27 protein-coding genes are annotated in these 25,148 nt (G+C 51.3%); 22 read left to right on the top strand and 5 right to left on the bottom strand.

Annotation, left to right across the window (positions count from 1 at the left end; all coding sequences use genetic code 11):
• Positions 1 to 10: 10 nt before the first annotated feature.
• From hypF to hypE, 18 genes are all read left to right on the top strand, one after another.
• Entirely contained in the window at positions 11 to 2,422 is a 2,412-nt protein-coding gene (hypF, locus tag BFC18_RS06160; RefSeq protein WP_070124426.1) for a carbamoyltransferase HypF, read from the top strand.
• Positions 2,423 to 2,707: 285 nt separating this feature from the next.
• Entirely contained in the window at positions 2,708 to 3,784 is a 1,077-nt protein-coding gene (locus tag BFC18_RS06155; protein WP_070124425.1) for a hydrogenase small subunit, read from the top strand.
• Positions 3,784 to 5,589 carry a nickel-dependent hydrogenase large subunit gene (locus BFC18_RS06150; protein ID WP_070124423.1) on the top strand — a complete coding sequence of 602 codons (1,806 nt, stop codon included), beginning with the start codon at positions 3,784 to 3,786 and terminating at the stop codon, positions 5,587 to 5,589. Before BFC18_RS06155 ends, BFC18_RS06150 begins: the two co-directional genes overlap by 1 nt.
• 27 nt (positions 5,590 to 5,616) lie before the next feature.
• The gene (cybH, locus tag BFC18_RS06145) at positions 5,617 to 6,360 is read left to right on the top strand and encodes a Ni/Fe-hydrogenase, b-type cytochrome subunit (protein ID WP_070124422.1); all 744 of its coding nucleotides are present in this window, start codon (positions 5,617 to 5,619) and stop codon (positions 6,358 to 6,360) included.
• Positions 6,361 to 6,401: 41 nt separating this feature from the next.
• Positions 6,402 to 6,719 (top strand): HigA family addiction module antitoxin, encoded by a 318-nt coding sequence (locus tag BFC18_RS06140; protein WP_070124420.1) that lies wholly within the window; start codon positions 6,402 to 6,404, stop codon positions 6,717 to 6,719.
• 189 nt (positions 6,720 to 6,908) lie between these two features.
• Positions 6,909 to 7,538, top strand: a complete 630-nt coding sequence (locus BFC18_RS06135; RefSeq protein WP_070124418.1) for a HyaD/HybD family hydrogenase maturation endopeptidase — start codon at positions 6,909 to 6,911, stop codon at positions 7,536 to 7,538.
• A complete protein-coding gene (gene hypC / locus BFC18_RS06130) occupies positions 7,538 to 7,867 on the top strand; it encodes a HypC/HybG/HupF family hydrogenase formation chaperone (protein ID WP_070124417.1) in 330 nt (109 codons plus the stop codon). The genes BFC18_RS06135 and hypC overlap by 1 nt, the downstream gene beginning before the upstream one ends.
• 15 nt (positions 7,868 to 7,882) lie before the next feature.
• On the top strand, positions 7,883 to 8,314 hold the full coding sequence (locus BFC18_RS06125; protein WP_070124416.1) for a thioredoxin domain-containing protein: 432 nt from the start codon (positions 7,883 to 7,885) through the stop codon (positions 8,312 to 8,314).
• A 23-nt stretch (positions 8,315 to 8,337) separates the two neighbouring features.
• Positions 8,338 to 9,204 carry a hydrogenase expression/formation protein gene (locus BFC18_RS06120; RefSeq protein WP_070124411.1) on the top strand — a complete coding sequence of 289 codons (867 nt, stop codon included), beginning with the start codon at positions 8,338 to 8,340 and terminating at the stop codon, positions 9,202 to 9,204.
• On the top strand, positions 9,188 to 9,436 hold the full coding sequence (locus tag BFC18_RS06115) for a rubredoxin (RefSeq protein ID WP_245680348.1): 249 nt from the start codon (positions 9,188 to 9,190) through the stop codon (positions 9,434 to 9,436). The genes BFC18_RS06120 and BFC18_RS06115 overlap by 17 nt, the downstream gene beginning before the upstream one ends.
• Positions 9,436 to 10,050, top strand: coding sequence for a [NiFe]-hydrogenase assembly chaperone HybE (gene hybE, locus BFC18_RS06110; protein ID WP_070124408.1), 615 nt, complete (start codon positions 9,436 to 9,438; stop codon positions 10,048 to 10,050). Before BFC18_RS06115 ends, hybE begins: the two co-directional genes overlap by 1 nt.
• Complete coding sequence (locus BFC18_RS06105) at positions 10,047 to 11,135, top strand: nickel-dependent hydrogenase large subunit (protein WP_070124406.1); 1,089 nt, start codon at positions 10,047 to 10,049, stop codon at positions 11,133 to 11,135. Before hybE ends, BFC18_RS06105 begins: the two co-directional genes overlap by 4 nt.
• Entirely contained in the window at positions 11,128 to 11,469 is a 342-nt protein-coding gene (gene hypA / locus BFC18_RS06100; RefSeq protein WP_170826568.1) for a hydrogenase maturation nickel metallochaperone HypA, read from the top strand. The genes BFC18_RS06105 and hypA overlap by 8 nt, the downstream gene beginning before the upstream one ends.
• Before the next feature lies 1 nt (position 11,470).
• Positions 11,471 to 12,442, top strand: coding sequence for a hydrogenase nickel incorporation protein HypB (gene hypB, locus BFC18_RS06095; RefSeq protein WP_070124405.1), 972 nt, complete (start codon positions 11,471 to 11,473; stop codon positions 12,440 to 12,442).
• Positions 12,439 to 13,914: a sigma-54-dependent transcriptional regulator gene (locus BFC18_RS06090; RefSeq protein WP_070124403.1), complete on the top strand. Its 1,476-nt coding sequence runs from the start codon at positions 12,439 to 12,441 to the stop codon at positions 13,912 to 13,914. Before hypB ends, BFC18_RS06090 begins: the two co-directional genes overlap by 4 nt.
• Positions 13,915 to 13,922: 8 nt before the next feature.
• Positions 13,923 to 14,204 (top strand): HypC/HybG/HupF family hydrogenase formation chaperone, encoded by a 282-nt coding sequence (locus tag BFC18_RS06085; RefSeq protein ID WP_070124401.1) that lies wholly within the window; start codon positions 13,923 to 13,925, stop codon positions 14,202 to 14,204.
• Positions 14,204 to 15,331, top strand: coding sequence for a hydrogenase formation protein HypD (gene hypD, locus BFC18_RS06080; RefSeq protein ID WP_070124400.1), 1,128 nt, complete (start codon positions 14,204 to 14,206; stop codon positions 15,329 to 15,331). The genes BFC18_RS06085 and hypD overlap by 1 nt, the downstream gene beginning before the upstream one ends.
• 5 nt (positions 15,332 to 15,336) lie before the next feature.
• Positions 15,337 to 16,377 carry a hydrogenase expression/formation protein HypE gene (gene hypE / locus BFC18_RS06075; RefSeq protein ID WP_070124398.1) on the top strand — a complete coding sequence of 347 codons (1,041 nt, stop codon included), beginning with the start codon at positions 15,337 to 15,339 and terminating at the stop codon, positions 16,375 to 16,377.
• Between the two features lie 56 nt (positions 16,378 to 16,433).
• Here the strand turns inward: hypE and BFC18_RS06070 are convergent, their stop codons facing one another.
• From BFC18_RS06070 to proB, 4 genes are all read right to left on the bottom strand, one after another.
• A complete protein-coding gene (locus BFC18_RS06070; RefSeq protein ID WP_070124397.1) occupies positions 16,434 to 17,015 on the bottom strand; it encodes a HupE/UreJ family protein in 582 nt (193 codons plus the stop codon).
• Positions 17,016 to 17,261: 246 nt separating this feature from the next.
• Complete coding sequence (locus BFC18_RS06065) at positions 17,262 to 18,191, bottom strand: D-2-hydroxyacid dehydrogenase (protein ID WP_070124395.1); 930 nt, start codon at positions 18,189 to 18,191, stop codon at positions 17,262 to 17,264.
• Complete coding sequence (locus tag BFC18_RS06060; protein WP_070124394.1) at positions 18,191 to 18,628, bottom strand: acyl-CoA thioesterase; 438 nt, start codon at positions 18,626 to 18,628, stop codon at positions 18,191 to 18,193. Before BFC18_RS06060 ends, BFC18_RS06065 begins: the two co-directional genes overlap by 1 nt.
• Positions 18,629 to 18,678: 50 nt before the next feature.
• Complete coding sequence (proB, locus tag BFC18_RS06055; RefSeq protein WP_070124392.1) at positions 18,679 to 19,779, bottom strand: glutamate 5-kinase; 1,101 nt, start codon at positions 19,777 to 19,779, stop codon at positions 18,679 to 18,681.
• Positions 19,780 to 20,023: 244 nt separating this feature from the next.
• On the opposite strand from proB, the gene BFC18_RS06050 reads away from it, so the two are divergent.
• From BFC18_RS06050 to BFC18_RS06035, 4 genes are all read left to right on the top strand, one after another.
• Positions 20,024 to 22,486, top strand: coding sequence for a M1 family aminopeptidase (locus tag BFC18_RS06050; protein ID WP_070124391.1), 2,463 nt, complete (start codon positions 20,024 to 20,026; stop codon positions 22,484 to 22,486).
• Positions 22,476 to 23,009, top strand: coding sequence for a DUF6702 family protein (locus BFC18_RS06045; RefSeq protein WP_070124596.1), 534 nt, complete (start codon positions 22,476 to 22,478; stop codon positions 23,007 to 23,009). The genes BFC18_RS06050 and BFC18_RS06045 overlap by 11 nt, the downstream gene beginning before the upstream one ends.
• 79 nt (positions 23,010 to 23,088) lie before the next feature.
• Complete coding sequence (locus tag BFC18_RS06040; protein WP_070124389.1) at positions 23,089 to 23,367, top strand: hypothetical protein; 279 nt, start codon at positions 23,089 to 23,091, stop codon at positions 23,365 to 23,367.
• A 6-nt stretch (positions 23,368 to 23,373) separates the two neighbouring features.
• The gene (locus BFC18_RS06035; protein WP_070124387.1) at positions 23,374 to 24,702 is read left to right on the top strand and encodes an ABC1 kinase family protein; all 1,329 of its coding nucleotides are present in this window, start codon (positions 23,374 to 23,376) and stop codon (positions 24,700 to 24,702) included.
• A gap of 8 nt (positions 24,703 to 24,710) precedes the next feature.
• Here the strand turns inward: BFC18_RS06035 and BFC18_RS06030 are convergent, their stop codons facing one another.
• The gene (locus BFC18_RS06030; RefSeq protein ID WP_070124385.1) at positions 24,711 to 25,019 is read right to left on the bottom strand and encodes a DUF6482 family protein; all 309 of its coding nucleotides are present in this window, start codon (positions 25,017 to 25,019) and stop codon (positions 24,711 to 24,713) included.
• Between the last annotated feature and the right edge of the window lie 129 nt (positions 25,020 to 25,148).

Here is a 25,148-nt window from a genome sequence, read left to right as displayed (position 1 = left end):
TTCATACGCCATGTCAACGGCTGAAACCAACGGTTTCCATATCCGAATTACTGGTCTGGTACAGGGCGTGGGCTTTCGGCCATTTGTCTGGCGAGTGGCTAATGAATTATCCCTGTGCGGACATATTTTTAATGACGGCGAGGGCGTGCTGATTGAAGTGCTCGGTGATGAAAACGCGATAACCCACTATACCGACACAATCCGCCGCGAAGCGCCGCCTTTATCCCGCATCGACAGCATAACCCTGACCCCGGTTTTTATCGACTCAGCACCTACCTCATTTTCGATCACCGAATCCGTCAGCAGCAACGTGAAAACCGGCTGTCCGCCTGACGCGGCCACCTGCGAAGACTGCCGAAACGAGCTATTCGATCCGGCAGACAGGCACTATCAGTATCCTTTCCTGAACTGTACAAACTGTGGTCCCAGACTGTCGATCATCAAAACCCTGCCGTATGATCGGGCCAGCACCACCATGGCGGATTTCCCGTTGTGTGACACCTGCGCGGCAGAATATCAGGATCCGGCTGACCGGCGCTTTCACGCGCAACCGGTAGCGTGTCCTGACTGCGGGCCCACACTGTGGCTGGAAGATAACCAGGGTGAAAAGTTAGTTTCCAGTTTGCCATTTACTGATATTGCAATGGCACTTGCAGACGGCAAAATCGTTGCGCTGAAAGGGCTCGGCGGCTTTCATCTGGTGTGCGACGCCACCAACGACACAGCGGTAAACACGCTGCGGGAGCGCAAATGTCGTCCGCACAAAGCGTTTGCGCTGATGATGAAAGACATTGAACACGCCGGTCAGTATGTCCTGCTCGGTGAAGAGGAAATGGCGCTGCTGACATCACCACAGGCGCCGGTAGTACTTGCTCCTCCCTGCGATGATTCTGCCGGTGCGACGGCACCGTCCGGCAGTCAGAAAACAGATAAGCTCTCGGGGTGGCCGTTAGCAAAATCCATAGCTCCGGATACCAACCGGCTTGGGATCATGCTGCCCTACACACCCATTCACCTGTTACTGATGGACGCGGTGGACTTCCCGTTGGTAATGACCAGCGGCAACGCCTCTGGGCAGCCCCAAGCCATCGACAACGAGGATGCCAGAAGCCAGCTATGTGATATTGCCGACGTATTTGTGATGCATAACCGGCCTATCCACAACCGGGTGGATGACTCCGTTATGCAGGTGCTACCAAATGAAACGGGCTCCCGGTTACAGCCACTACGACTAGCCCGCGGCTATGCACCACTTGTATTACCGCTGCCGGAAGGCTTTTCAACAGAACACACCATTTTGGCACTGGGAGCAGAGCTGAAAAACACCTTCTGCATGACCCAGGGGTCCAACGCTGTAATCTCCCAGCACATGGGCGATCTCAGTGATGCCCGTACTTTCGATGCCTGGGAGCAAACGCTGGCACTGTACCGGGACTTATATCAGTTTTCCCCATCACAAATATGTTGCGATCTGCATCCCGATTACCTTTCCAGTGGCTACGCACGTCGCTGTGCCGATGAAGAAGATTCTCCGTTTCGTGTTGATTCACCGGTAAGTCAGATTCAGCATCACCACGCCCATATGGCAGCCTGTATGGGCGACAACGGTGTTCCACTGAGCAGTGAAAACCTCCTCGGCATTTGCCTTGACGGCACGGGTCTTGGCACCGACGGTACGCTTTGGGGCGGCGAAGTGCTATTTGGCAACTATCAGCAAGCAGAACGACTGGGCGGACTCAAACCCGCACCACTACCCGGCGGCACACAGGCAATTCTCGCGCCCTGGCGTTGTCTGTTCGGCCAGTTATATTCCTTACTGAGTGAGCAAGACATTAGAGAACGCGTGAACGCGATTCCCGGACTATCAAAAACTCTGGTCTCTCCCACGGCGGCCACGCTGGCGAAGATGATAGATAAGCAGCTCAATTGTCCACTTAGCAGTTCTGCCGGGCGTTTATTCGATGCAGTTGCTGCCCTGCTTGGTTGTTATGACAATCAGATCAGCTACGAAGGTCAGGCAGCCGTTGCCCTGCAAAAACTGGCTGAGAACGGGCTGCTTCCTGCGAAGCCGTTTACTCTGAAACCCGATAAAGAAGGACATATTGATCCCGGCCCCATGCTACTGGAAATGATAGACGCGCTCGAACAGGGCGAAGATAAGGCCAATATTGCCAAGGGATTCCATGTATCAATGGCAGCGTCCTTCACCTGCTTAGCGCAGAATATCCAAAAGCAGAAACACTTCCGTACTGTGGTTCTCTCCGGCGGTGTCATGCAGAACAGTTTACTGCAGGGCTTGCTTCAACAGCAGTTGCAGCAAGCTGGGTTCACCGTACTCAGCCATCGGCGCATTCCCGCAAACGATGCCGGGATTGCTTTTGGTCAGGCGCTGATCACGCTGGCCCGCACAACGCCTGCCTGAACACCTCTGTTTATACTGATAACCGACTTTCCAGTTTCGTTCTCCAGTGGAAAGCTAACAAACCAATTCCCGCCTCTGAAATTGTTAACTTACTGTTATTAATAGCAATTCCGATCTGGTCTGGTGTTTGCTATCTGTCTGGTTGCATTAAAGAAATTGTTGCACCAAACAAAAAAACAAAAATCCGCTGAATAGCCGGATAACTTGCTTAATACCCAATCATCGAACAGGCACGGTACACGCGAGATTATTTCGTCTTCAGCAGAAGTATGCGGAGGACCCACCATGTCCCAATTGGAAACTTTTTATAACGTCATGCGTCGGCAGGGAATTACCCGTCGAAGTTTTCTTAAGTACTGCAGCCTGACTGCGGCAGCGTTGGGCCTTGGCCCGGCATTCGCACCTCGCATTGCCCATGCCATGGAAACCAAAGAGCGGACGCCCGTTCTGTGGTTACACGGTTTGGAATGTACCTGTTGTTCAGAATCTTTCATTCGTTCAGCCCACCCGCTGGTAAAAGATGTGGTGCTGTCGATGATTTCGCTGGATTACGACGATACTCTGATGGCCTCTGCCGGACATCAGGCCGAAGCGATTCTGGAAGAGACCATCCAAAAGTATAAGGGTAAGTACATTCTCGCCGTTGAAGGTAACCCGCCGCTGAATGAAGACGGTATGTTCTGTATCGTTGGTGGTAAACCGTTCCTCGACCAGCTGAAACACGCGGCCAAAGATGCCGCCGCGATTATTGCCTGGGGTTCCTGTGCATCGTGGGGCTGCGTACAGGCTGCCAAGCCAAATCCGACTCAGGCCGTGCCTATCCACAAAGTCATTAAAGACAAGCCCATCATCAAAGTGCCGGGTTGTCCGCCTATCGCCGAGGTCATGACCGGTGTTATTACCTACATGCTCACATTCGGCCGTGTGCCGGAGCTTGACCGCCAGGGTCGTCCAAAGATGTTCTACAGCCAACGTATTCACGACAAATGCTACCGTCGTCCGCACTTTGATGCGGGCCAGTTTGTAGAGCAATGGGATGACGAAGGCGCGCGTAAGGGTTACTGCCTGTACAAAGTGGGCTGTAAAGGGCCAACCACTTATAACGCCTGCTCTACGGTACGCTGGAACGAAGGTACCTCGTTCCCCATCCAGGCTGGTCACGGCTGTATCGGTTGTTCCGAAGACGGCTTCTGGGACAAAGGCTCGTTCTACGATCGCCTCACCGACATCAAACAATTTGGTATTGAGAAAAACGCCGATGAAATCGGTATGACTGTTGCCGGTGGCGTTGGTGCCGCCATTGCTGCCCACGCCGCAGCGAGTGCTGTGAAGCGCGCACAGCATAAAGGAGAACAAGAATAATGAATGATTTAAATTCAAGCAGCCTGGATAACAGCGGCCGTCGGATTGTGGTCGATCCGGTGACCCGCATTGAAGGTCACATGCGCTGCGAAGTGAACGTCGATAAAGACAATATTATTCGTAACGCGGTATCTACCGGTACCATGTGGCGTGGTTTGGAAGTGATCCTGAAAGGCCGTGATCCGCGCGACGCGTGGGCGTTCGTAGAACGTATCTGTGGTGTTTGTACCGGCTGTCACGCACTGACCAGTGTCCGTGCGGTAGAAGATGCGCTGGGCATCGATATCCCGCTGAACGCGCACATTATCCGACACCTGATGGATAAAACCCTGAATATCCACGATCACGTGGTGCACTTCTATCACCTGCACGCGCTGGACTGGGTTAACCCGGTTAACGCGCTGAAAGCCGATCCGGTGAAAACCTCCGATCTACAGAAAAAAGTGTCCATTGCCCATCCGAAATCCAGCCCAGGCTACTTCAAAGATGTGCAAACCCGTATCAAGAAATTCGTTGAAAGCGGTCAGTTAGGTCTGTTTGCCAACGGTTACTGGACCAACCCTGCATACAAACTGCCGCCGGAAGCGGATTTGATGGCGGTAGCGCACTATCTGGAAGCGCTGGATATGCAGAAGGAAATCGTTAAGATCCACACCATTTTCGGCGGTAAAAACCCGCACCCGAACTACATGGTAGGCGGCGTGGCCTGTGCCATTAACCTGGACGGCACCGGCTCGTCTGGCGCACCGGTGAACATGACCAGCCTGAACTTTGTACTGGAACGCATCCGCGAAGCCGAAGCCTTCATTAAAAACGTGTATATCCCTGACGTGATCGCCATTGCCACGCTGTACAAAGACTGGCTGTATGGTGGCGGTTTGGCGGCGCACAACGTGATGAGCTACGGCACACACACCGTGGTGCCCGGCGATCGCAGCACCGATCTGGTACCGGCAGGCGCTATCATCGGCGGCAACTGGGACGAAATCCACCCTGTAGATGTGCGTAACCCGGATGAAATTCAGGAGTTCGTTGATCACAGCTGGTATCAGTACGCCAATGGCGCGAAAGGTCTGCACCCGTGGGATGGTGAAACCGAAGCGAAATTCGAACTGGGTCCGAACTTCAAGGGCACCAAAACCAACATTAAAGAACTGGATGAAAGCGCCAAGTACAGCTGGATCAAGTCGCCACGCTGGAAAGGTCATGCCATGGAAGTGGGTCCGCTGTCCCGTTATATCATCGGCTATGCGTCCGGTAAGGAATATATCAAAGAGCAGGTTGACCGCTCACTGCACGCATTCAACTCCGCTACCGGCATGGATCTCGGCTTGAAACAATTCCTGCCTTCTACCTTAGGCCGTACCCTCGCCAGAGCACTGGACTCTGAACTCTGTGTGGATTCCATGCTGGACGATTGGCATCAGTTAGTTGCCAACATTAAAGGCGGCGACTCATCGACGGCTAACGTTGAGAAATGGGACCCGAGCACCTGGCCAAAAGAAGCCAAAGGTGTGGGCATAAACGAAGCACCGCGTGGCGCGCTGGGTCACTGGATTAAAATTAAAGACGGTAAAATCGAGAACTATCAGGCGGTGGTACCGACTACGTGGAACGGCTCCCCTCGCGATGCCAACGGCAACATTGGTGCCTTTGAAGCCTCGCTGCTTAACACCCCCATGGAACGTCCTGATGAACCGGTTGAGATTCTGCGTACCCTGCACAGCTTTGACCCGTGCCTGGCGTGTTCTACCCACGTAATGGCAGAAGACGGTCAGGAACTGACAAAAGTTAAGGTTCGCTAGGGCATTGCGCTAACGCAGGAGAACGTCATGACATCAACCGTAGAGAAAAAAGAGCTGGTCGATAATCATCGTGATGGAACGAAGAAAGAACTGGTGCGTAAGCAGACCGCGGTTTACGTATACGAAGCGCCATTACGACTGTGGCACTGGGTTACCGTACTCAGCGTGCTGACACTGTGCGTGACCGGTTATTTCATTGGTGTGCCTTTGCCAACGCAGCCGGGTGAGGCCAGTGAGAACTTTCTGATGGGCTATATCCGTTTCGCGCACTTTACCGCGGGTTACGTGGTGACTATTGCATTTATCGGTCGGATCTACTGGGCGATTGTGGGCAATAGCCACGCCAGAGAGCTTTTCTATCCCAAGGTTTTCCGTAAAGCCTGGTGGAAAGAAGTGTGGCACGAGATCCGCTGGTACTCGTTTATAGAGAAAACGCCGAAGAAGTACGTGGGCCACAACCCGCTGGCGCAACTGGGTATGTTTGTACTGTTCGTGCTCGGCATTATCTTTATGATCGTGACTGGCTTCGCACTGTACAGCGAAGGCCTCGGTCAGGGCAGCTGGGCCGACGTGATGTTTGGTTGGGTTATCCCGCTATTTGGCCAGAGTCAGGATGTACACACCTGGCACCGTGTGGGCATGTGGTGGATCATCACCTTCATCATGATCCACGTGTACGTGGCCATCCGTGAAGACATCATGTCACGCCAAAGCCTGATCTCCACCATGATAAGCGGCTGGCGCATGTTCAAAGATGACAAGCCGGACTAATCGAGAATATACGCGCCTTTGCAGGCGCGTATTCCCTGCTCATGTGTGACATCAATTCCATCACCTCACCCTGCAACCCTGGCTGTAAAAAAGCCGAGCATCCCGGCGCATTTCTGGCCCGGTGTTATCTCACCCCCATGAAAATCACCCAGTCTCATTTGGCGGCAGAACTGAAAATTTCCCGTCGCCGGGTGAATGAAATCGTTCAGGGTCGCCGCGCAATTTCAGCTAATACCGCATTGCGCCTCGGCATGTTTTTAAAAACACCCGCCATGTTCTGGCTCGAAAAACAACAACGCTGGGATCTTTATCAAGCGCTGCAAGCCGCAAAAGAAAAGAAACTTTCCGATATAGCATAAAATTGATAAGTTAATTTCCAATAAAAATTTATCACGTTCTGTAACGCTCCCCGTTACACCCCGCCAGTACTGGCTTTCTGCCTTTCCCCTCGATTGGCACAGAGTTTGTAATACCTGAAAGACGAAAAAACAAAAATTTTAAACATTACTTTACAGCCCTTTAACGAACAACAAGATAAGCAGGCGGGTATGAACAGTAAGAAAGTATTAATTTTAGGCATTGGTAACGTGCTTTGGGCCGATGAAGGTTTTGGCGTACGCTGCATCGAAGCACTTAATCAGGACTATGTGTTTGAAGGCGATGTGAAGCTGATGGACGGTGGCACCCAGGGAATTTACCTGGTGCAGCACGTTCAGGAAGCCGATGTTTTAGTGGTGTTTGATGCCATCGACTATGGTTTAGCGCCCGGCACGCTGAAAGTGGTATACAACGATGATGTGCCCAAATTCATGGGCGCAAAGAAAATGAGCCTTCACCAAACCGGGTTCCAGGAAGTACTGGCCATGGCCGAGTTCACTGGCAACTATCCGTCAGCCTTACTGCTGGTTGGCTGTCAGCCGGAAGAACTGGAAGATTTCGGCGGCAGTCTGCGAGATGTGGTCAAAGCGCAAATCGAACCCGCCATCGATACCGCCCTGAACTACTTAACAGACTTCGGCATTACCGCGCAGAAGCAGCAAACCAATAACCATGCCTTGTCACCCGAACAGCTGAATCTGAGCGATTACGAACAGGGTCGACCGGATGAAGCCTCGGCTTGCCGCACCGGTGATATTCGCTTTTTCCCGCCAGCTCAAGGTGAACAGGAGGCGCACTAATGTGTACCGGCATTCCGCTTCAGGTTATTCAGAACGACGGCCTACGCGCCCTGTGTGGTGATAGTCAGGATGAGCAATGGGTAGACATGCAGCTCGTTGGCCCACAGGAAGAAGGCACTTGGGTGCTGGTTTTTCTTGGAGCCGCCCGGGAAGTCGTGTCTGCAAATCGCGCAAAGAATATCGCCGATGCATTAAAAGCACTCACTCAGGTAATGAATGGCACCCTTGAATATGACCAGTCGCTGTTCGCTGATCTTAATGATCGCGAGCCGGAACTGCCAGAACACCTGAAGTCTCAATTAAACCCGGTTAACTCAACAACACGCTAAATAAGAAGTCAGCCCATGCCCTCACCATTAGTAGAAAGACTGATAGAAGAACTGAATTACCCGCACCTGTCGGAAGAAAATTTTGAGTCCTTCATTCAGAAAGAAGAATTCTCAGTACTGTTTCTCACTGAGCAACCCAAACAGTTCCCCGAATCGAATGACGTGGCGGTGATTTTGCCAGAACTGATTAAAGCCTTTCCAAAGCTAACGCCAGCCGTGGTGTCTACCGATTATGAGCGCGAGCTACGCGGTCGCTATAATTTTCGCGCCTACCCGGCATTGGTATTTCTGAAACAAGGGAAATACCTCGGCGACATTACCAAAGTACGCAACTGGGACGAATACATGTCGATGATTTCCGACCTGCTTTCAAAAGAGCCTACTTGTGATCCGGGCATTGGTACCCCGGTTGTGTTTAACCCTGGCCCAGCCAGCTGCGGCCACTAGGCGGCGCTTACAAGGAGATCACTATGGACAATCAAATTCCAATTCGTAATGTCGGTGCAGTACCAATTGGTCCGGGTAGCCAGGACGAGGGCGATATGGTGCTCGACTACATGAAAATGCCGGGCGCAATGCACACGTATGACATGCCTATTTTGCCAGAAGCTGAAGATGTACAGTCCTGTCCGCAGGCTGTTGCCGTGCTGGAGCAGCTACAACATGCGTTAGACCACTACGAAGTCGACCAGCCTTCAAGCCGCTTCAGTATTAAGTCGCTGCCTGCGCCAGATCTTTCCCTGCTGAACAACCTGCTAGGAGAAGGTGAGGTCAGTATCCGTATTGAGGGTACCGAAGCATATCAAATTCAGGAAACGGTGATGGCCGGTGTTTGGCGTGTTCGCTCGTGGATTGGTGAGGAACTTTCCTCAGACATCATTGAAGTTGCCGACATTCCTGCAGCTGTCCGCGAACTGGCATTTAGTCAGGCAGAACCACTTACCCCCAAACTTGCCAGCCTGCCAACTAACCTGCTGAACGCGCCGTCGGTACTGGTAGAAATTGCGGAAGTGTCAGAGAAATACAGCCAGGACAAAACACCAATCCCCCATGTAATCAATCTGTCGCTGCTGCCATTTTCTCCTGAAGATCATGGTTGTTTAACCTACTTCACTGGCACAGGTCCTGTCACCATGCTGTCGCGAGGTTATGGCAACTGCCGCATCACCGCCACCAACGTGGAAAACCTGTGGCGTGTGCAGTACTACAACAGCACCGATCAGTTAATTCTCGATACCCTCGAGATAGTAGATATTCCAGCGGTGGGCTGTGCGGCACCGGAAGATCTGGAAGATTCGGCTGAGCGCCTGCACGAAATTCGTGACGTACTCGTGTGAGGACAGCATGAACTATCAGGGCTTTGAAGGCAGTTTTATGGGTGATGCCAGCCGTATCAGCGACGACGCCTGTCTGGAATGCAAGATTTGCTGGTATGTGTACGACCCCGCCGAGGGTGATGATATTGAACAGATCCCACCGGGCACGCCATTTACGCAACTGCCCGAACACTGGCGCTGCCCTCAGTGCGATGGTGATAAAGATCAGTTCATGGTGACCGGAAAAGACTGATGATAACACGCACTGACATCATGGCGTTCTATCAGCAAGCCGATAGCAAAATGTGCGATCTGCCGGTGTACAATCCCGCATTGTCAGTATTTTGCAGTGACGCGGTGGCGACACCTTGTCAGCATTCGCTGTTTGCTGTGGTAACGCCGTGGTGCATGAACTTACTGTTGCTGCATCCTGCGCTGCCTGACTGTGGTGAAACCTTTGCGTTAGCCTTGCCTTCCGGCATGTTTGAATTTACCGCGTCAGAAGATAGCGCCCTGGGTCGCTACGGAATTTGTTCCTTGTTCTCGCCCATGTGGGAATTTGAAGCCCAGTCCGTTGCAGAAGATGTCGCGATAAGTGCGCTAAGTTTCATTATGCAGGAAGACGAAAATAGCGTGTCAGAGCGGCAGTTGTTAAAAGACGAGCATCAGCGCCGCACTGAGATCATCAATGAGCAGGCGTCGAGGGAAGATGCGGCGCAAACGGAAGCAAAAGCGCTGGCCGCGTCCGAGTTGACGACAACAGACGAGCCCGGTGTCAGTCGCAGAGCATTCATGCGTGGCAAATTTTCTGCTCCCGTTACCGGGTTAGATAACGAGACCGGATTAGATAACGAGGTGGAACTGTGACGTCGTTCAGTGCCGGGGAAATCCAGGTAAGTGCCGTGTGGAAACAGGGCCAACTGACCATTGCAGACATCATAAACAGTCGTCCCCGACATCTCACTGCCTGGTTTCGTGATAAGCCGGTGGAACAGGTTGTTGGGGCATTACCGCTCATCTTTAATGTTTGTGCCGTCGCGCAAACCGTAGCGTCTTTAAAAGCGATGGAGTCGGCGCAGTCTATCACCGTATCAGAGCCCACCCGCCGGGCCAGGGCATTTCTGGTTATGGCTGAATCGGCAAGAGAACTGGGCATTAGCCTGCTGCAACATTGGGTGGCCGGTAAAGACGTGATTATGGGCAGGCTTACCGCTTGGTTTGCCCACTGTCATCAAAAGGCTAGCTGGTCACTACAACTTAACGCCACAGCAAAAGAAGACACCGAGGACTACAACAGCCACGTTGCCGCCTTGGAAACTTTGATCATAGCGATGTTCAGCGCGCCATTGGGCGAACTTAAAAATCCAGTATGGCTTAGAGAATGGGTAGTAAACCATCACGCCGAGACAGCCGCCTTGTTCAATAACTTATCCTTCGGTGCAGGGGCAGACACACTGGATCTTTCGGTACAGACAGACCTCGATAGTGTTTTAGACGAACTTGATAACGGCGACAGGGCAGCATTTTGTAAGCTCCCGTCGATCAATGGCAAACCGCGGGAATCCGGTTGTTTCGTCCGGGCAGGCAATCAAGACCACAATGTATTCGTTAATCGGTTGTCCGCCCTAATCAACGACTTTGCCACCATACCCAGAAACATGCGCCGCCTTCTGCCCGACGCCGGAATACAACGCCATGGCATAGGCTTAACAGAAACGGCCCGAGGTACCTTGCTGCATAAAGTGGAGCTGCGACAGCTTGGTGAACAGTGGGTCATAGAGGATTATGCTATTGTGGCACCCACAGAATGGAATTTTCATCCTCGAGGATCATTGTACTCTGTGTGTAATGGTATGAAAGTCGACGCTGACAATGCCACCACCGTGGTGGACACAATGATAAAAATGATAGATCCCTGCGTGAGCTGGAAAAGTGAGGTAAGCCATGCATGAAATGTCCATTGCTGAAGGCATTCTTCAGGTCTTAGAAGATCAGGCCGCGTCTCAGCAGTACGAAAAAGTAAAAGCAGTGTGGCTGGAAATCGGCCCACTGGCCAATATCGATGCAAATGCCCTGACATTCTGCTTCGACGTAGTTATGAAAGGCAGTCTGGCAGAAGGTGCCAAACTCACCATCATCTCGCTCCCTGGCGTGGCTTACTGCCTGCAGTGCAGCGAAACAGTCTCTATTACCCAACGTTATGACAGTTGTAGTCATTGCGGCAGTTACCAGTTGCAAGTAACCCAGGGTGATGAAATGCGAATTAAAGAATTAGAGGTAGCCTGATATGTGTACTGTATGCGGTTGTTCCGAAGGTGAAGTAAAAATTGAAGGTCATCACCACCAGCATGAAGATGGTCACCACCATCATGCGCATGATGGCCATGCTCACACTCATGAGCACAGCCACGGTCACTCACACACACATTCTCTTGGGCATGGCAATGGGCATGACCACAATCATGAACACAGCCATGTGCATGCAGAAGGTCACAACATTCACTTTGGTAAAGGCCCGGCCCATGCCCACGTACCAGGTTTAAGTCAGTCGCGGATGATTCAAATTGAGCAGGATATTCTGGGTAAAAACGATCAGTACGCCGCCCGTAACCGTGCCGCTTTTGCCCGCGACTCGGTGCTGGCGCTGAACCTGGTATCGAGTCCGGGTTCCGGCAAAACCACACTGCTCACAGAAACGATCAAAGCCCTCGACGAACAGTTCCCAATGGCCGTGATTGAAGGCGATCAACAAACCGCTAATGATGCTGACCGCATTCGCGAAACCGGTGTGCCCGCTATCCAAATAAATACCGGTAAAGGTTGCCACCTCGATGCCCACATGGTGGGTCATGCCATGGAAAACTTCGACAACCTGTCTGGCGGCGTGTTGTTTATTGAGAACGTAGGCAACCTGGTGTGCCCGTCGGCTTTCGATTTGGGCGAAGCCGCCAAGGTCGCCATTTTGTCGGTTACCGAAGGGGAAGATAAACCGCTGAAATACCCGGATATGTTCCATGCCGCCAAGCTGATGCTGCTGAACAAAACCGATCTGCTGCCACATCTGGATTTTGATTTAGACAAGTGCATCGACTATGCCCGTCAGGTTAATCCAGACATTGAAATCATCCAGATCTCTGCCCGAAGTGGCGAAGGCATGGAAACCTGGCTGTCCTGGTTGAATGCGCATCGCTCTAAACACATCAGACAGCGTTTAGAGAAACTCGAGGCGGAAGCAGCCAGCCTCCGGGATCTGCTATGACCGCCGTTGCCAGCCGCCCGGCGGTACTCTGCGTTGATGATGAATTGCGTTCACTGGAAACCCTTGAACGCACATTGGATGACGACTTTGATGTATTCACCGCTGCAAATGCGTCGGAAGCCCTGTCGGTACTGGAAAGCGAGTCGGTTCATGTGATTCTGTGCGACCAACGTATGCCAGAGCGTACCGGCGTAGATTTACTCACAGAAGTGCGAGAACGCTGGCCTCAGGTGGGCCGACTTATTCTGTCGGGTTACACCGAGTCAGAAGATATTATTCGTGGCCTGAATGACGCCGGGATTTTCCAGTACATTACCAAGCCCTGGCACCCGGATAATCTGATTTCCACCGTGCGTAGCGCCTGTAACATGGTGTCGTTTCAGCAGGAAAACGATTTGCTGAACATGGAAATGCGACTCACAGAAATGGAGTCAGAGTCGCGGGTTCAACACAAACGCAGCAAGTTACAGCAAAGCTTTCGTCTGGAAGGGATCAAGCGCCACGAGAACAGTCCACTGAATGCCGTGTGTGCGCAGGTGGAAAAAATAGCGCCTTTTGATGTGTCAGTGTTGATCAGCGGTCCGTCCGGTGCCGGTAAAGAGCTGTTTGCCAGAGCGTTGCATTACAACAGCTTGCGCGCCGACAAACCCTTTGTGGTGGAAAACTGCGGCGCTATGCCCGATGAGCTGCTGGCTTCAGAGCTGTTCGGCCACAAGCGTGGCTCCTTTACCGGCGCCATTACCGATCACGTAGGTCTGTTTGAACAAGCCGATGGCGGTACCATTTTCCTTGATGAAATTGGCGAAATAAGCCCGGCCTTTCAGGTAAAGCTGCTGCGCGTGTTACAAGAACGAGAGATTCGTCGTCTGGGCGATCAACAGCGTCGCAAAATCAATGTGCGGGTGATTGCCTCAACCAACCGCGATTTGGAAGAAGAAGTTCGCGCTGGCCGTTTCCGTCAGGATTTATATTTCCGCCTCGCTGAAGTGCCCATGGAATTGCCCGCACTGTCTCGCCGCAAAATCGATATTCCAGTACTGGCCAATCATTTCCTTACTCTCGCCATGTCGCAGTTTGATAAACAAGTGAACGGCTTCAGTGACGAAGCGTTGACCTGTATGGCCCGCTATCACTGGCCGGGTAACGTGCGCGAATTGCAAAACGAGGTACGCCGTATGTTGGTGATGGCAGAGGGAGATACATTAACTGCCGATTTGCTGCAAAGCCGTATTCTGCGCGCCTCCCCGGAATCCGAACGTGGTGAGCTGGAGTTACTGGCGAATCTCGACGGTACCCTGAAAGAACGCGTGGAGATGCTGGAAAAACGCATACTCCGGGAAACCCTTATTCGTCACCGCTGGAACAAAAGCAGCGCCTCATTAGAACTGGGCCTGTCCCGGGTCGGTTTACGCTCCAAGCTGGAACGCTACGACCTCGACAAGGGCGACATTACTGATCGCCCCAAACATTAGGAGTCATTATGTGTTTAGGTATTCCGGGCCAGATCATTGAGGTTAAAGAAGGCGGCCAGTTTGGCGTTGCGAGTATTCTGGGTGTGAAGCGGGAAGTCAATTTAAGTTGCGTCTACACACCGGATCAGCCTGAAGCAGCCGTCATCGGCAGCTGGGCGCTCATTCATGTGGGCTTCGCCATGAGTCTAATTGATGAAGACGAAGCACAGCGCACGCTGGAAATATTGAAAGAAATCGGCGAATTGCAGGAAGAAATGGACGCCATTGCGCAATCGGGGAGCAGAGCATAATGAAGTACGTTGATGAATTCCGCGACCCGGCCCTTGCCCGCAAGGTGCTGAAAAAGCTTCATGAGGTGGTGGCAGACATCCCTCGAGCAAAAGAGCGCCCGTTACAGATCATGGAAGTGTGTGGTGGTCACACCCATTCTATCTTCCGATATGGCCTTGAAGGATTACTGCCCAAAGGCATTGAAATGGTACATGGCCCGGGTTGTCCGGTATGTGTACTGCCCATGGGCAGAGTGGACGATTGTATTACTATTGCCGAGCAGCCGGATGTGATTTTCACCACCTTTGGCGACGCCATGCGAGTGCCGGGCTCGAAGAAGAGTCTGCAACAGGCCAGCGCCGAAGGCTGTGATGTGCGTATGGTGTATTCGCCCATGGATGCGCTGGCTATCGCCCGGGAAAACCCGCACAAGCGTGTAGTATTTTTCGGCCTCGGTTTTGAAACCACTATGCCCAGCACCGCGCTTACCGTGATGCAGGCGAAGCGTGAAGGACTGAACAACTTTTATCTTTTCTGCAACCACATCACCATTATCCCTACCATGAAGGCGATTCTGGATGAGCCAGGCATGTCTATCGACGGCTTTCTCGGTCCGGGACACGTCAGCATGGTGATTGGCAAACAACCTTACAATTTCATCGCCTCTCACTACAACCGACCGCTGGTGGTCGCCGGGTTTGAACCACTTGATATTCTCCAATCGCTATTAATGGTGGTGGAGCAATTACGCGATGGACGTGCCGAAGTGGAAAACCAGTACGCTCGGATTGTGCCGGAACAAGGCAACCTGCACGCCATGGCGGCGGTGAACGAGGTGTTTGAGGTACGTGAGCACTTTGAATGGCGGGGCTTGGGTTCTATTGCTGAGTCTGGGGTGAAGATCCGCCAAGGGTTTGAACAATTCGATGCAGAACGTGCATTCTCAGTGGCTACACTGCAAGTTGAAGATCCCAAATCCTGTCAATGCGGTGAAGTACTCAAGGGTGCACTGAAGCCGTGGGATTGCACTGCGTTCGGCGAAGACTGTACCCCGGAAACGCCCGTCGGCGCACTGATGGTATCCACCGAGGGCGCCTGTTCCGCCTACTACAGTTACGGCAAGATAGACGTACATCAAGCAGGGTAGTTGCAATGTCAAAACATACTTTAAAAGCCGCCACCATTACCATGGCGCATGGTGCTGGCGGCAAAGCCATGCGCGATCTTATCGACGATGTCTTTGTCGGCACCTTCGATAACGAACATTTAAACGGACTGGAAGATCAGGCGCGTTTCGACTTAGCCGCGCTCCAACAACAAGGAACGAAGTTAGCATTTACTACCGATTCCTACGTAGTAGATCCAATTGAGTTCCCCGGAGGTAACATCGGTACGCTGGCAGTAAATGGCACAGTAAACGATTTAGCCGTGTCTGGCGCAATGCCTAAATATCTGTCGTGCGGCATGATCCTCGAAGAAGGCATGCCAGTGGAACAGTTACGGCGTATCGTTACCTCAATGAAACAGGCTGCAGATGAAGCCGGAGTGATGATTGTCACCGGCGACACCAAAGTGGTACCGAAAGGTAAAGGCGATAAATGCTTTATCAACACCACGGGTATCGGCGTGATCCCTGACGGCGTAAATATCTCAGCGAAGCGTTGCCAGACTGGAGATAAAATCATCGTTAACGGCTTCATTGGCGATCATGGCGCGGCTATTTTAAACGCCCGTGGCGATCTGGCGCTGGACGTCGAGCTAAAAACCGACTGTCAGCCTCTACATGGCTTAGTTCAAGCCATGCTGGCAGTGTGTCCCGATATTCATGCAGTTCGCGATGCGTCCCGTGGTGGTGTCGCCACTGTGCTCTGTGAGTTTGCAGAGTCATCTCAGGTAAGTATTCGTCTGGATGATGAAGCGGTGCCCATTCGTGAAGAAGTACGCGGTGTTTGTGAAATTCTTGGCCTCGAAGCGTTGTACTTCGCCAACGAAGGAAAGCTTGTGGCTGCCGTACCAGCAGAATCTGCCGATAGCGTGCTGTCGGCTATGCGTGCTCATCCTGCGGGTAAGGACGCAGCCATTATTGGAGAAGTGGCGGAAGGTAAAGCGGGTAGAGTCGTGGTGAAAACGTTTTTCGGCGGCGAACGCATTATGGATATGCTGGTAGGAGAACAACTGCCGCGGATTTGCTAACGAAATCGCCGCGGGTTGCCACCGGATCAGCGGTGGGCCCGCGACTTGTCTTACTATCAGAACGCCATCATTCCTAAACCGGCACAGGCAACGCCGGCTCCCGCAATATAACGCACTGCAGCGAAACGCTGTGCAAATGCCATCTGAAACAATGCGCCACACGCAAACAGCATGGCACTGCTTAACATGAAGCCAACGGCGAATTCGAAAGACGCGCCAACGGATGTCTCAGCGCCGTGAGCGATACCGTGAAACACGGCGAAGAAAGTGGCAAAAAACGCTGCCGCAGGCATTGCAAATTGGCGATTACGCATTAACAGCAAGCCTGCGAGCAGCACTGACGCAGCGATTCCACTTTCTACGGCAGACGACGCAATACCCGATGCTCCGGCAACAAAACCTAGCATCAGCATTGCAAAAAAGGTGGTGATAACTTTTGTCTGCTGGCTTTTAACCAGCGTCATACTCCAGAAACCTACGGCCAGCAATCCCACCAGATGGTCCCAGCCCATCACTGGGTGAGCCAGACCCGCCATCAGGCCATGGGAGTGAAAACCCGTGCCGGTATGCGCGAACGCAGCAGAAGGAACCAGAGCAGCAAGTGCGGTCAGTAGGCTGACCTTGGCAACTAATTTCATGGTGAAACCCTTTTATTTATTATTGAACGAGTTATGTGCAAACCGTGTTAGCGGTGCTTTTATTTAGTGTCGTTTGCAAAGGCAATGCCAATAGAGGGCAAACAAGCTCACATGAGAAAATTCAATAAGGGCAGTAGGTTAGAAGCAGCCAGAGGGAATAAACGGACGACAAGGGTTCAGCACACTGTTAAATAACATTCCACTTCTCTAACAAAGTGAAATGTTATCTAACAAATCGATGATGACTTATGCCGATAAAAAGGCTTTTAAGTGTCCCGTTGCGATGTTGACTAAGCGCTGGCGTGCCTCTTTCGCCACCCAAGCAGAGTGTGGCGTAACAAGTAAGTTTTTAAGGCCGGTGTTCAGTAACGGGTGATCAGCCGGAGGCGGTTCTTGTGACAACCCGTCCAGCCCTGCACCCAAAATTTCGCCGTTTTTAAGCGCATTTAGCAGTGCAGATTCATCAATAAGCGCACCGCGGGCGGTATTCACCAACAACGCCGTTGGCTTCATTGCTTTAAGCCGCTCAGCGTTGATCAAGTGCTTTGATTCTTCGGAAAGCAGGCAATGCAAAGAAACCACATCGGCATCGGGTAGCAGCGCATCTAACGAAGGTCTTTCGTCGTCACTTTTTCCCGGGCGAGCCGCAACCTGTACATTCATCCCCAGAGCTTTTGCCATGGCAGCAAAGCGTTGCCCCAGCTCACCATAACCGACAATAACCAGATTTTTTCCCGCCAGTTCCATGACCGGATGATCAAGCAAACAAAAGTGCGGACCAGCAGCCCATTTACCTGCATCCACATCGGCAGCATAGGCTGGACAAGACGTAGCAAGATTTAGCATCAGCATGAGCGCATGTTGCGCCACCGCATCGGTACCGTACCCCTCTACATTCGCTACGTGAATACCCTGCTTTTGACAATACGCTTTATCGATATTATTCGTGCCAGTGGCCAACACACCGATATACTTGCACGCACTGGCGTGAGCCAGCACTTCGGCATCGAGTACCACTTTGTTCACCAGAATAATTTCGGCGTCTTTTATCCGCGCAATACGCTCATCCGCGGTGGTGGTTGCATATTGGGTGAGCGAAATCGGCAATGCAGTAAGACCGGTTAAGTCTAACTCATCAGGTTTAAGTGTATCGGCGTCCAGCAATACCGCTTTCATTAAAACTCCTCAGAGAACGTTAACAGTGCGTCTTTGACATCCGCCGGAATAGGCACTGCATTATCGGTATGGCGCTCTACATAGACATGCACGAACAAACCATGGGCGACACGACGTTTGGTTTCACCGGCATATACCGACAACCCGTAGGTTACCGAACTGCGCCCAACTTTTGCCACACGAAGGCCAACAAAAATATCGTCAGGGAAAGAGGCCGGTGACATGTACTGGCACTGAGAACTCACGACATATGCCGTAATGCCCTCGTGCTCGAACGCTTGCGGACAGTGATTCTGCAGGAACATATTAACGCCGGTATTAAAAAAGCTGTAAAACGCCACGTTATTAATGAAGCCGTTTTCGTCGTTGTCTTCCTGACGGGATGTCAGTTTTACCTGATAGGGATAGTCGCTTAATGCGGGGGCGAAATCCGTCATCTTTACTCTCCTTGCAATGCGTGCCGGCCAAGGGCACGCAAAAATTCAGTTTATGGTAACAGTACCAGGTCATCACGGTGAACGATCACTTCACCATAGTCGTAACCCAGAATGTGTTGGATCTGACTGCTCTTCTGCCCTTTTATCTGCAGCAGATCTTTGGCGTCGTAGAGTGCCAGCCCCTTGGCTAACACTTGCCCTTCGCATCGCAGTTCAATGGCATCGCCAGCAGCAAACTTACCATTTACTCCGATAACACCCGAAGGCAAGAGCGATGCGCCTCGCTCGGTGATAGCCCGTTTGGCACCGGCGTCGATATCCACCACACCGCGCGTTTTTAATGTATGAGTAAGCCACAGTGACCTTGCCGTTTGGCGTGATTGCTGAGCTGAAAATACCGTACCCGGACAATGCCCTTTTAGCAATGCGTCAAATACCTTGCCGTCGCGGCCATTAACAATCAGTGTTTGAATGCCACTTTGGGCACATTTATCTGCCGCTTCGATTTTTGTTCGCATGCCGCCGGTACCCATTGCCGTTCCGGCACCACCCGCCAAACAATAAATTTCCGGCGTTATGGATCCCACCACAGGAATTAAAGTGGCATCTGGATTTTTGCGTGGGTCGGCGGTGTAAAGGCCGTCGATGTCAGAACAGATAATTAACGTGTCGGCCTGTGCCACCAGCGCCGTGTAAGCGCCGAGATTATCGTTATCACCCACCTTCAGTTCCGCCACTGCCACGGTGTCGTTCTCGTTCACAATAGGCAGTGCTTCATGAATAAGCAGTTCACGAAGGGTATTTTTAATATTCACGTAACGGGTTCGATCACGCAGGTCTTCGGCAGTAAGCAAAACCTGCGCACAGGGACAGTCGAAAAATCGCTGCCAGTTCGCCATCATCTGCATTTGCCCAATGGCTGCCATGGCCTGTTTTTCAGCAATGGATGCGGGGTGGTTTATTACCACCCGGCCCCGTCCGGCCGCTACGCTTCCAGACGAAACAACAATGACTTCTTTTCCTGCCGCACGACTCTCGGTGATGAATCGGGCGAGAGGGAGCAGGTATTTTGCGCTGACGTTATTGCCGTCTGGCGCAATCAGTGCGCTGCCTACTTTAATAACAGCACGTTGCCAGGTGAAATTACTCATGGAAATTAGTGATAAACAAAGAGGTCTTCGAGAATACTGCAAACACCGGCAGAAAAAAATGTGTAAGCGGTAATCCTTTAGATCGGATTTTGCAGACTTAGACCATCAGCATAAAAACAACGAGTGAAATTGCGCTGATTTGCGGTGAGACAGGAGCTATCTACGGCTAAAAACTGGCATCGCTAAAGCAATACCCGATAAAATATTACCTTGGGCTTAAAGTCTATAATAAGAAGGAAATTGAATGAGCACGCGACAAAAGCGTCTGCTTTGGTTGGCTCCTGTACTGGGTTTACTGGTTCAGGCTCCTGTAGCCACCGCAGCGATAAAACAAACAAAAGGCGACTTCGAAGATAAATTCAGACAACTCGACGAAGTACTCCCTACACCTAACGTTTACCGTAACGCAGCAGGTGAAGCCGGCCACCAGTATTGGCAGCAACAAGTTGACTACGTCATTAAAGCTGAACTGGATGAAGAAAAGCGCCGCATTGAAGCCACTGAAACCATCACTTATCACAACAATTCACCCGATACACTGAAGTACCTGTGGATTCAGCTCGATCAGAACAAATTCCGTGATGATTCTCTGTCTGCCCTGACCACCACGTTCGGCGGTATCGGTAACCGTGGTCCAGCAACACAATCAGCCAGCGGCGACAGCCCAGCAAAACTGAGCATGGGCGCCCTGCGTCGTGACCAATTTGTGGCAGACCACGAATTAGGCTATCAGATTGATGCAGTAAAAGCCGGTGGCAAAGACTTGCATAAAGTTATCGTTGGCACCCTAATGCGTGTTGACCTGGCAACCCCGCTTAAGCCGGGTAAATCAGTCAAGTTTGATATCGATTTTGCCTATAACATCGTTGAAGAAGATGCCGTATCAGCCCGTTCTGGTTACGAGCACTTCCCGGATGACGAGCGCGAAGGCGGTAACGACATCTTCTTGCTGGCTCAGTGGTTCCCGCGTCTGGCGGCATACACTGATTACGAAGCCTGGACTAACAAAGAATTTATCGGCCGTGGTGAGTTCACCCTGGAATTCGGTAACTACGATGTATCCATGACTGTACCGGCCGACCACATCGTTTCTTCTACTGGTGTTCTGCAGAACCCGAAAGATGTGCTTACCAGCACCCAGCGTAAGCGTTTAGAAGAAGCTAAAACCGCTGACCGCCCTGTTTTCATCGTAACCGCAGATGAAGCACTGGAAAACGAAAAAGCAGGTACCAGCAAAACCAAAACCTGGCACTTTAAAGCCGACAACGTGCGTGACTTTGCCTGGGCGTCTTCACGTAAGTTTATGTGGGATGCAAAAGGTATTGAACAGGATGGTCCGCAGAAGCACGTTATGGCCATGTCTTTCTATCCGAAAGAAGGTGGCGATCTGTGGAAGAAATACTCTACAGAATCTGTAGTACATACTCTGGACGTATACAACCGTTTCACATTCTCTTACCCGTACCCGACTGCACAGTCTGTAAACGGTCCGGTTGGCGGCATGGAATATCCGATGATTTCCTTCAACGGCCCGCGCACCGAGTTGCAAGACGACGGTTCACGGACATATTCGCTGTCTGAAAAGCGCTTCCTGATTGGTGTGGTAATCCACGAAGTAGGTCACAACTACTTCCCAATGATCGTGAACTCTGACGAACGTCAGTGGACCTGGATGGACGAAGGTTTAAACAGCTTCCTCGACGGCGTTGCCGGTCGCGAATGGGATCCAAACATTCCTTGGGGTGTTGAGCCACGCGATGTAACAGGCTATATGAAAGGCTCATCTCAGGTGCCAATCATGACCCAGTCTGACTCAGTTCTGCACTTAGGCCCTAACGCTTACACCAAGCCTGCCGTAGCGCTAAATATTTTGCGTGAAACCATTCTTGGCCGAGAGCTGTTCGATTTTGCGTTTAAAGAATATGCACAACGCTGGATGTTTAAGCGTCCTACACCGTCTGATTTCTTCCGCACCATGGAAGAAGCGTCTGGTGTGGATCTGGACTGGTTCTTCCGCGGCTGGTTCTACACCACTGATCACGTAGATATCTCTATCGACCGCGTGTACAAGCTGCGTTTAGATACCAAAGATCCTGACATCGATCTGGCTCGCCAGCGTGAAGCTGAAATGGACAAGCCGCTGTCGCTCACCGACGAGCGTAACCGCGAAGAAGGCCGCAAGCTGTGGGTTGAACGTTTCGATGACATCAAAGATTTCTATGATGACAACGACCAGTACACGCCAACCAACAAAGACCGTAACAAGTACCGTGATTTCCTGAAAAAACTGGAGCCATGGGAACGTGAAACCTTTGAACGTGCCGTTCGTGAAGACAAAAACTATTACGTAATGGACTTCAGCAACCTGGGTGGACTGGTTATGCCCATCCTGCTGGAGATGGAATTTGCTGACGGCACCACGCAAACCATGCGTATTCCCGCTGAAATCTGGCGTCGTACACCAAAAGCTGTCTCTAAGCTGATTGTGACCGACAAAGATAAAGAGCTGGTGAGCGTAACGGTTGATCCTCGTTGGGAAACGGCAGACGTAGACGTAGAAAATAACTACTACCCGCGTCGTATCATTCCTTCACGTATCGAAGCATACAAGTCTAAGAAGAGCGAAGCGCGCACTTCGATGGATCTGATGCAGGATATGAAAACTGAACTGAAGACCGACGATGATGAAGAAGGCGATGACAACTAAGTCTCGCCGTTTACAGCAGTGGAGCCTGGCGGCTCTGCTGCTAGTGATGAGTCAGGTTGTATCGGCCCACCAGATAAAGGCGGCCATTACCACAGTGTTGTTCAATCAGCGCACTGAAAACATTGAGGTTATGCACCGTTTTAATCTGCACGATGCCGAACATGCGGTAAAGGTATTGTTCGACAAACACGCCGATATTCTTGATGACGAATCGACGCAGAAAGCCTTTGCAGACTATGTAACTTCGCGTTTTTATTTGCTGAATGCCGAGGACGAATCCCTCGCATTGAAAACCGTAGGTTATGAAACGGAAGGAAAATTTTTCTGGGTATACCAGGAAACGGAACAACCACCCGCCTTAGAAGGTCTACGCATTCGTCATGATGCGTTACGTGATATTTGGCCATCCCAAGTCAACACATTGAATGTGGAAGGTCAGGGCGACATTAAAACGCTAACATTCCGTGATAATGTGGAACTACTTAGCGTTGAGTTCACTGGTCACAACGACGCGCAACACTAAAGTCTTATATCTGCACATTGACCCACTTGCCCGTAATGCTTCATAGTTAAAATATTGTGAATTTCTACGGGCAAGTCTTATGTCTGAAACAAATACTCAACCCAACAGCTTTACCGATAAAAAGAACATTATGTGGGTGCTGCTCTCAGGCGCAATGGCCACGATGTTTATTGTACTGCTGTTTACTCCCGGCGGCAGCGACGCCAATAGCACACTCTCTGTCTACTCCGCCATGCTTTGGTGCGGCATATTCTTAGCTACCGTGTTTCGTTACATCAATAAAAATGGCTGGATCGGATTTATTGTCGGCAGCGTGATAGGCATGCTCATTCAAATGCTGTCCGTTATGTTCGTGTGAACGTCGATGAGCGACGATCGCAATAGCAAACCTCCCCGAGGTAAGGCCGTTCCATCTGGTCGCCTTTCCCGGGTATTCGGGTTAGGGTCATTAGCAGGGCGAATAGCGGGGAACGTGGTGACATCTGGCGCCAGTCAACTGCTTAAAGGCCAGCGGCCAGCCATGTCTGATTTGCTGCTCACTCCTGCGAACATAACACGCATTGCCGATAAGCTGGCCACAATGCGCGGCGCAGCCATGAAAGTTGGCCAGCTCATTAGCATGGATGGTGGTGATTTCCTGCCCCGGGAATTGGCAGATATTCTTGCCCGCCTTCGTGACGACGCCGAGCCAATGCCGAAAGCACAACTGGATGAAGTACTCGCTGAAGCCTGGGGCGACAACTGGCAAAGCGACCTTTTATATTTTACCTCTACCCCGGAGGCGGCCGCATCCATTGGTCAGGTGCATAAAGTCATCACTATAGACGGAACCATGCTTGCGGTGAAAGTACAGTATCCCGGTGTACGGGAGAGCATAGACAGTGATGTGAATAATGTCGCCACCTTAATTCGGATGAGTGGCTTAATCCCAAAAGAGTTGGACATTGGCACTGTATTGGAAGAGGCCAAAGGGCAGCTTAAGCAAGAAGCTGATTATTTGCGCGAAGCGCAGATGCTCGACCGCTATCATCAGTTGCTCAACAACGACCAGGATTTTATTGTACCGAAAAGTTTTCCAGCGCTGTGCACAAAAGATGTGTTGGCCATGAGTTTTGAAAGTGGCGAAGATATTCAGCAGGTACTTGGGCTATCGCAAGCACGACGCAATCACATCATGAGTGCATTGATGCGCTTATTCTTCAAAGAAGTCTTTGATTTCAAACTTATCCAAAGCGATCCAAATCTTGCAAATTACCGCTTTCATCCTCAATCCGGCAAAGTGATATTGCTCGACTTCGGAGCAACCCGGGAAATTCCTGGCTACATCGCTGAAGGTTACCAACAGTTACTGAAAGCCGCCGCTTACCAGGACAACACCATGATGGAGCAAGCCGCTTTGTCTATTGGTCTGCTGTTATCGTCCCACTCAAATGAACAAAAAGCACGGGTGGTAGAATTGGGGATGACAGCGTGTGAAGCTATCCATCACGACACAGAATACGATTTCGGCGCCAGCGACCTCATCGCACGCATTCATACCCTGGGCACCGCACTCACGTACGACCAGGATTTCTGGCATGTGCCTCCTGTAGACGCGTTGTTTATTCACCGCAAATTAGGAGGCCTGTTTTTGCTCGCAAAACGACTGAATGCACAGATGAATCTTCGCGCTATCGCCGCGCCCTGGCTTTGACCCTGGTATCAATACGGTAACGTCATAGTGAACGGAAGTGCCATAGAGTAAGCGGCTTTAGGCGGGTTACCGATCATTTCATCGTAGGGGGTATCGTGTTTCATCACGGCTTTTTCCACCTCACAATGCGCAAACAATTCGCGGATCTGCCCGGCACTGTAAAACCGCATAGGATTGTTCTTTTCATCGTAGACGAGCCCGGAACGAAGACCAACGCACAGATGAACAAGATAGACGTTCATTTCATATGACTGCACTTCAAGATAATCTATCACCATGGGGGTATGTTCGATATCGCGAAAATAGAACTTACTCATGACAAACCTCTGACTGATTTACACTCAGTTAGTGTATGAATGAGTTGCTATAGTGACCAGCCCGCTGACGCCGGTTTTACATTAAGATGATGTAATATTTCCTGCACTTTTTGCGAGTATAAACAGAAT

This window comes from Alteromonas confluentis, assembly GCF_001757105.1.
GTDB lineage: Bacteria > Pseudomonadota > Gammaproteobacteria > Enterobacterales > Alteromonadaceae > Alteromonas > Alteromonas confluentis.
This window is presented reverse-complemented; position numbering and strand designations above follow the sequence as displayed.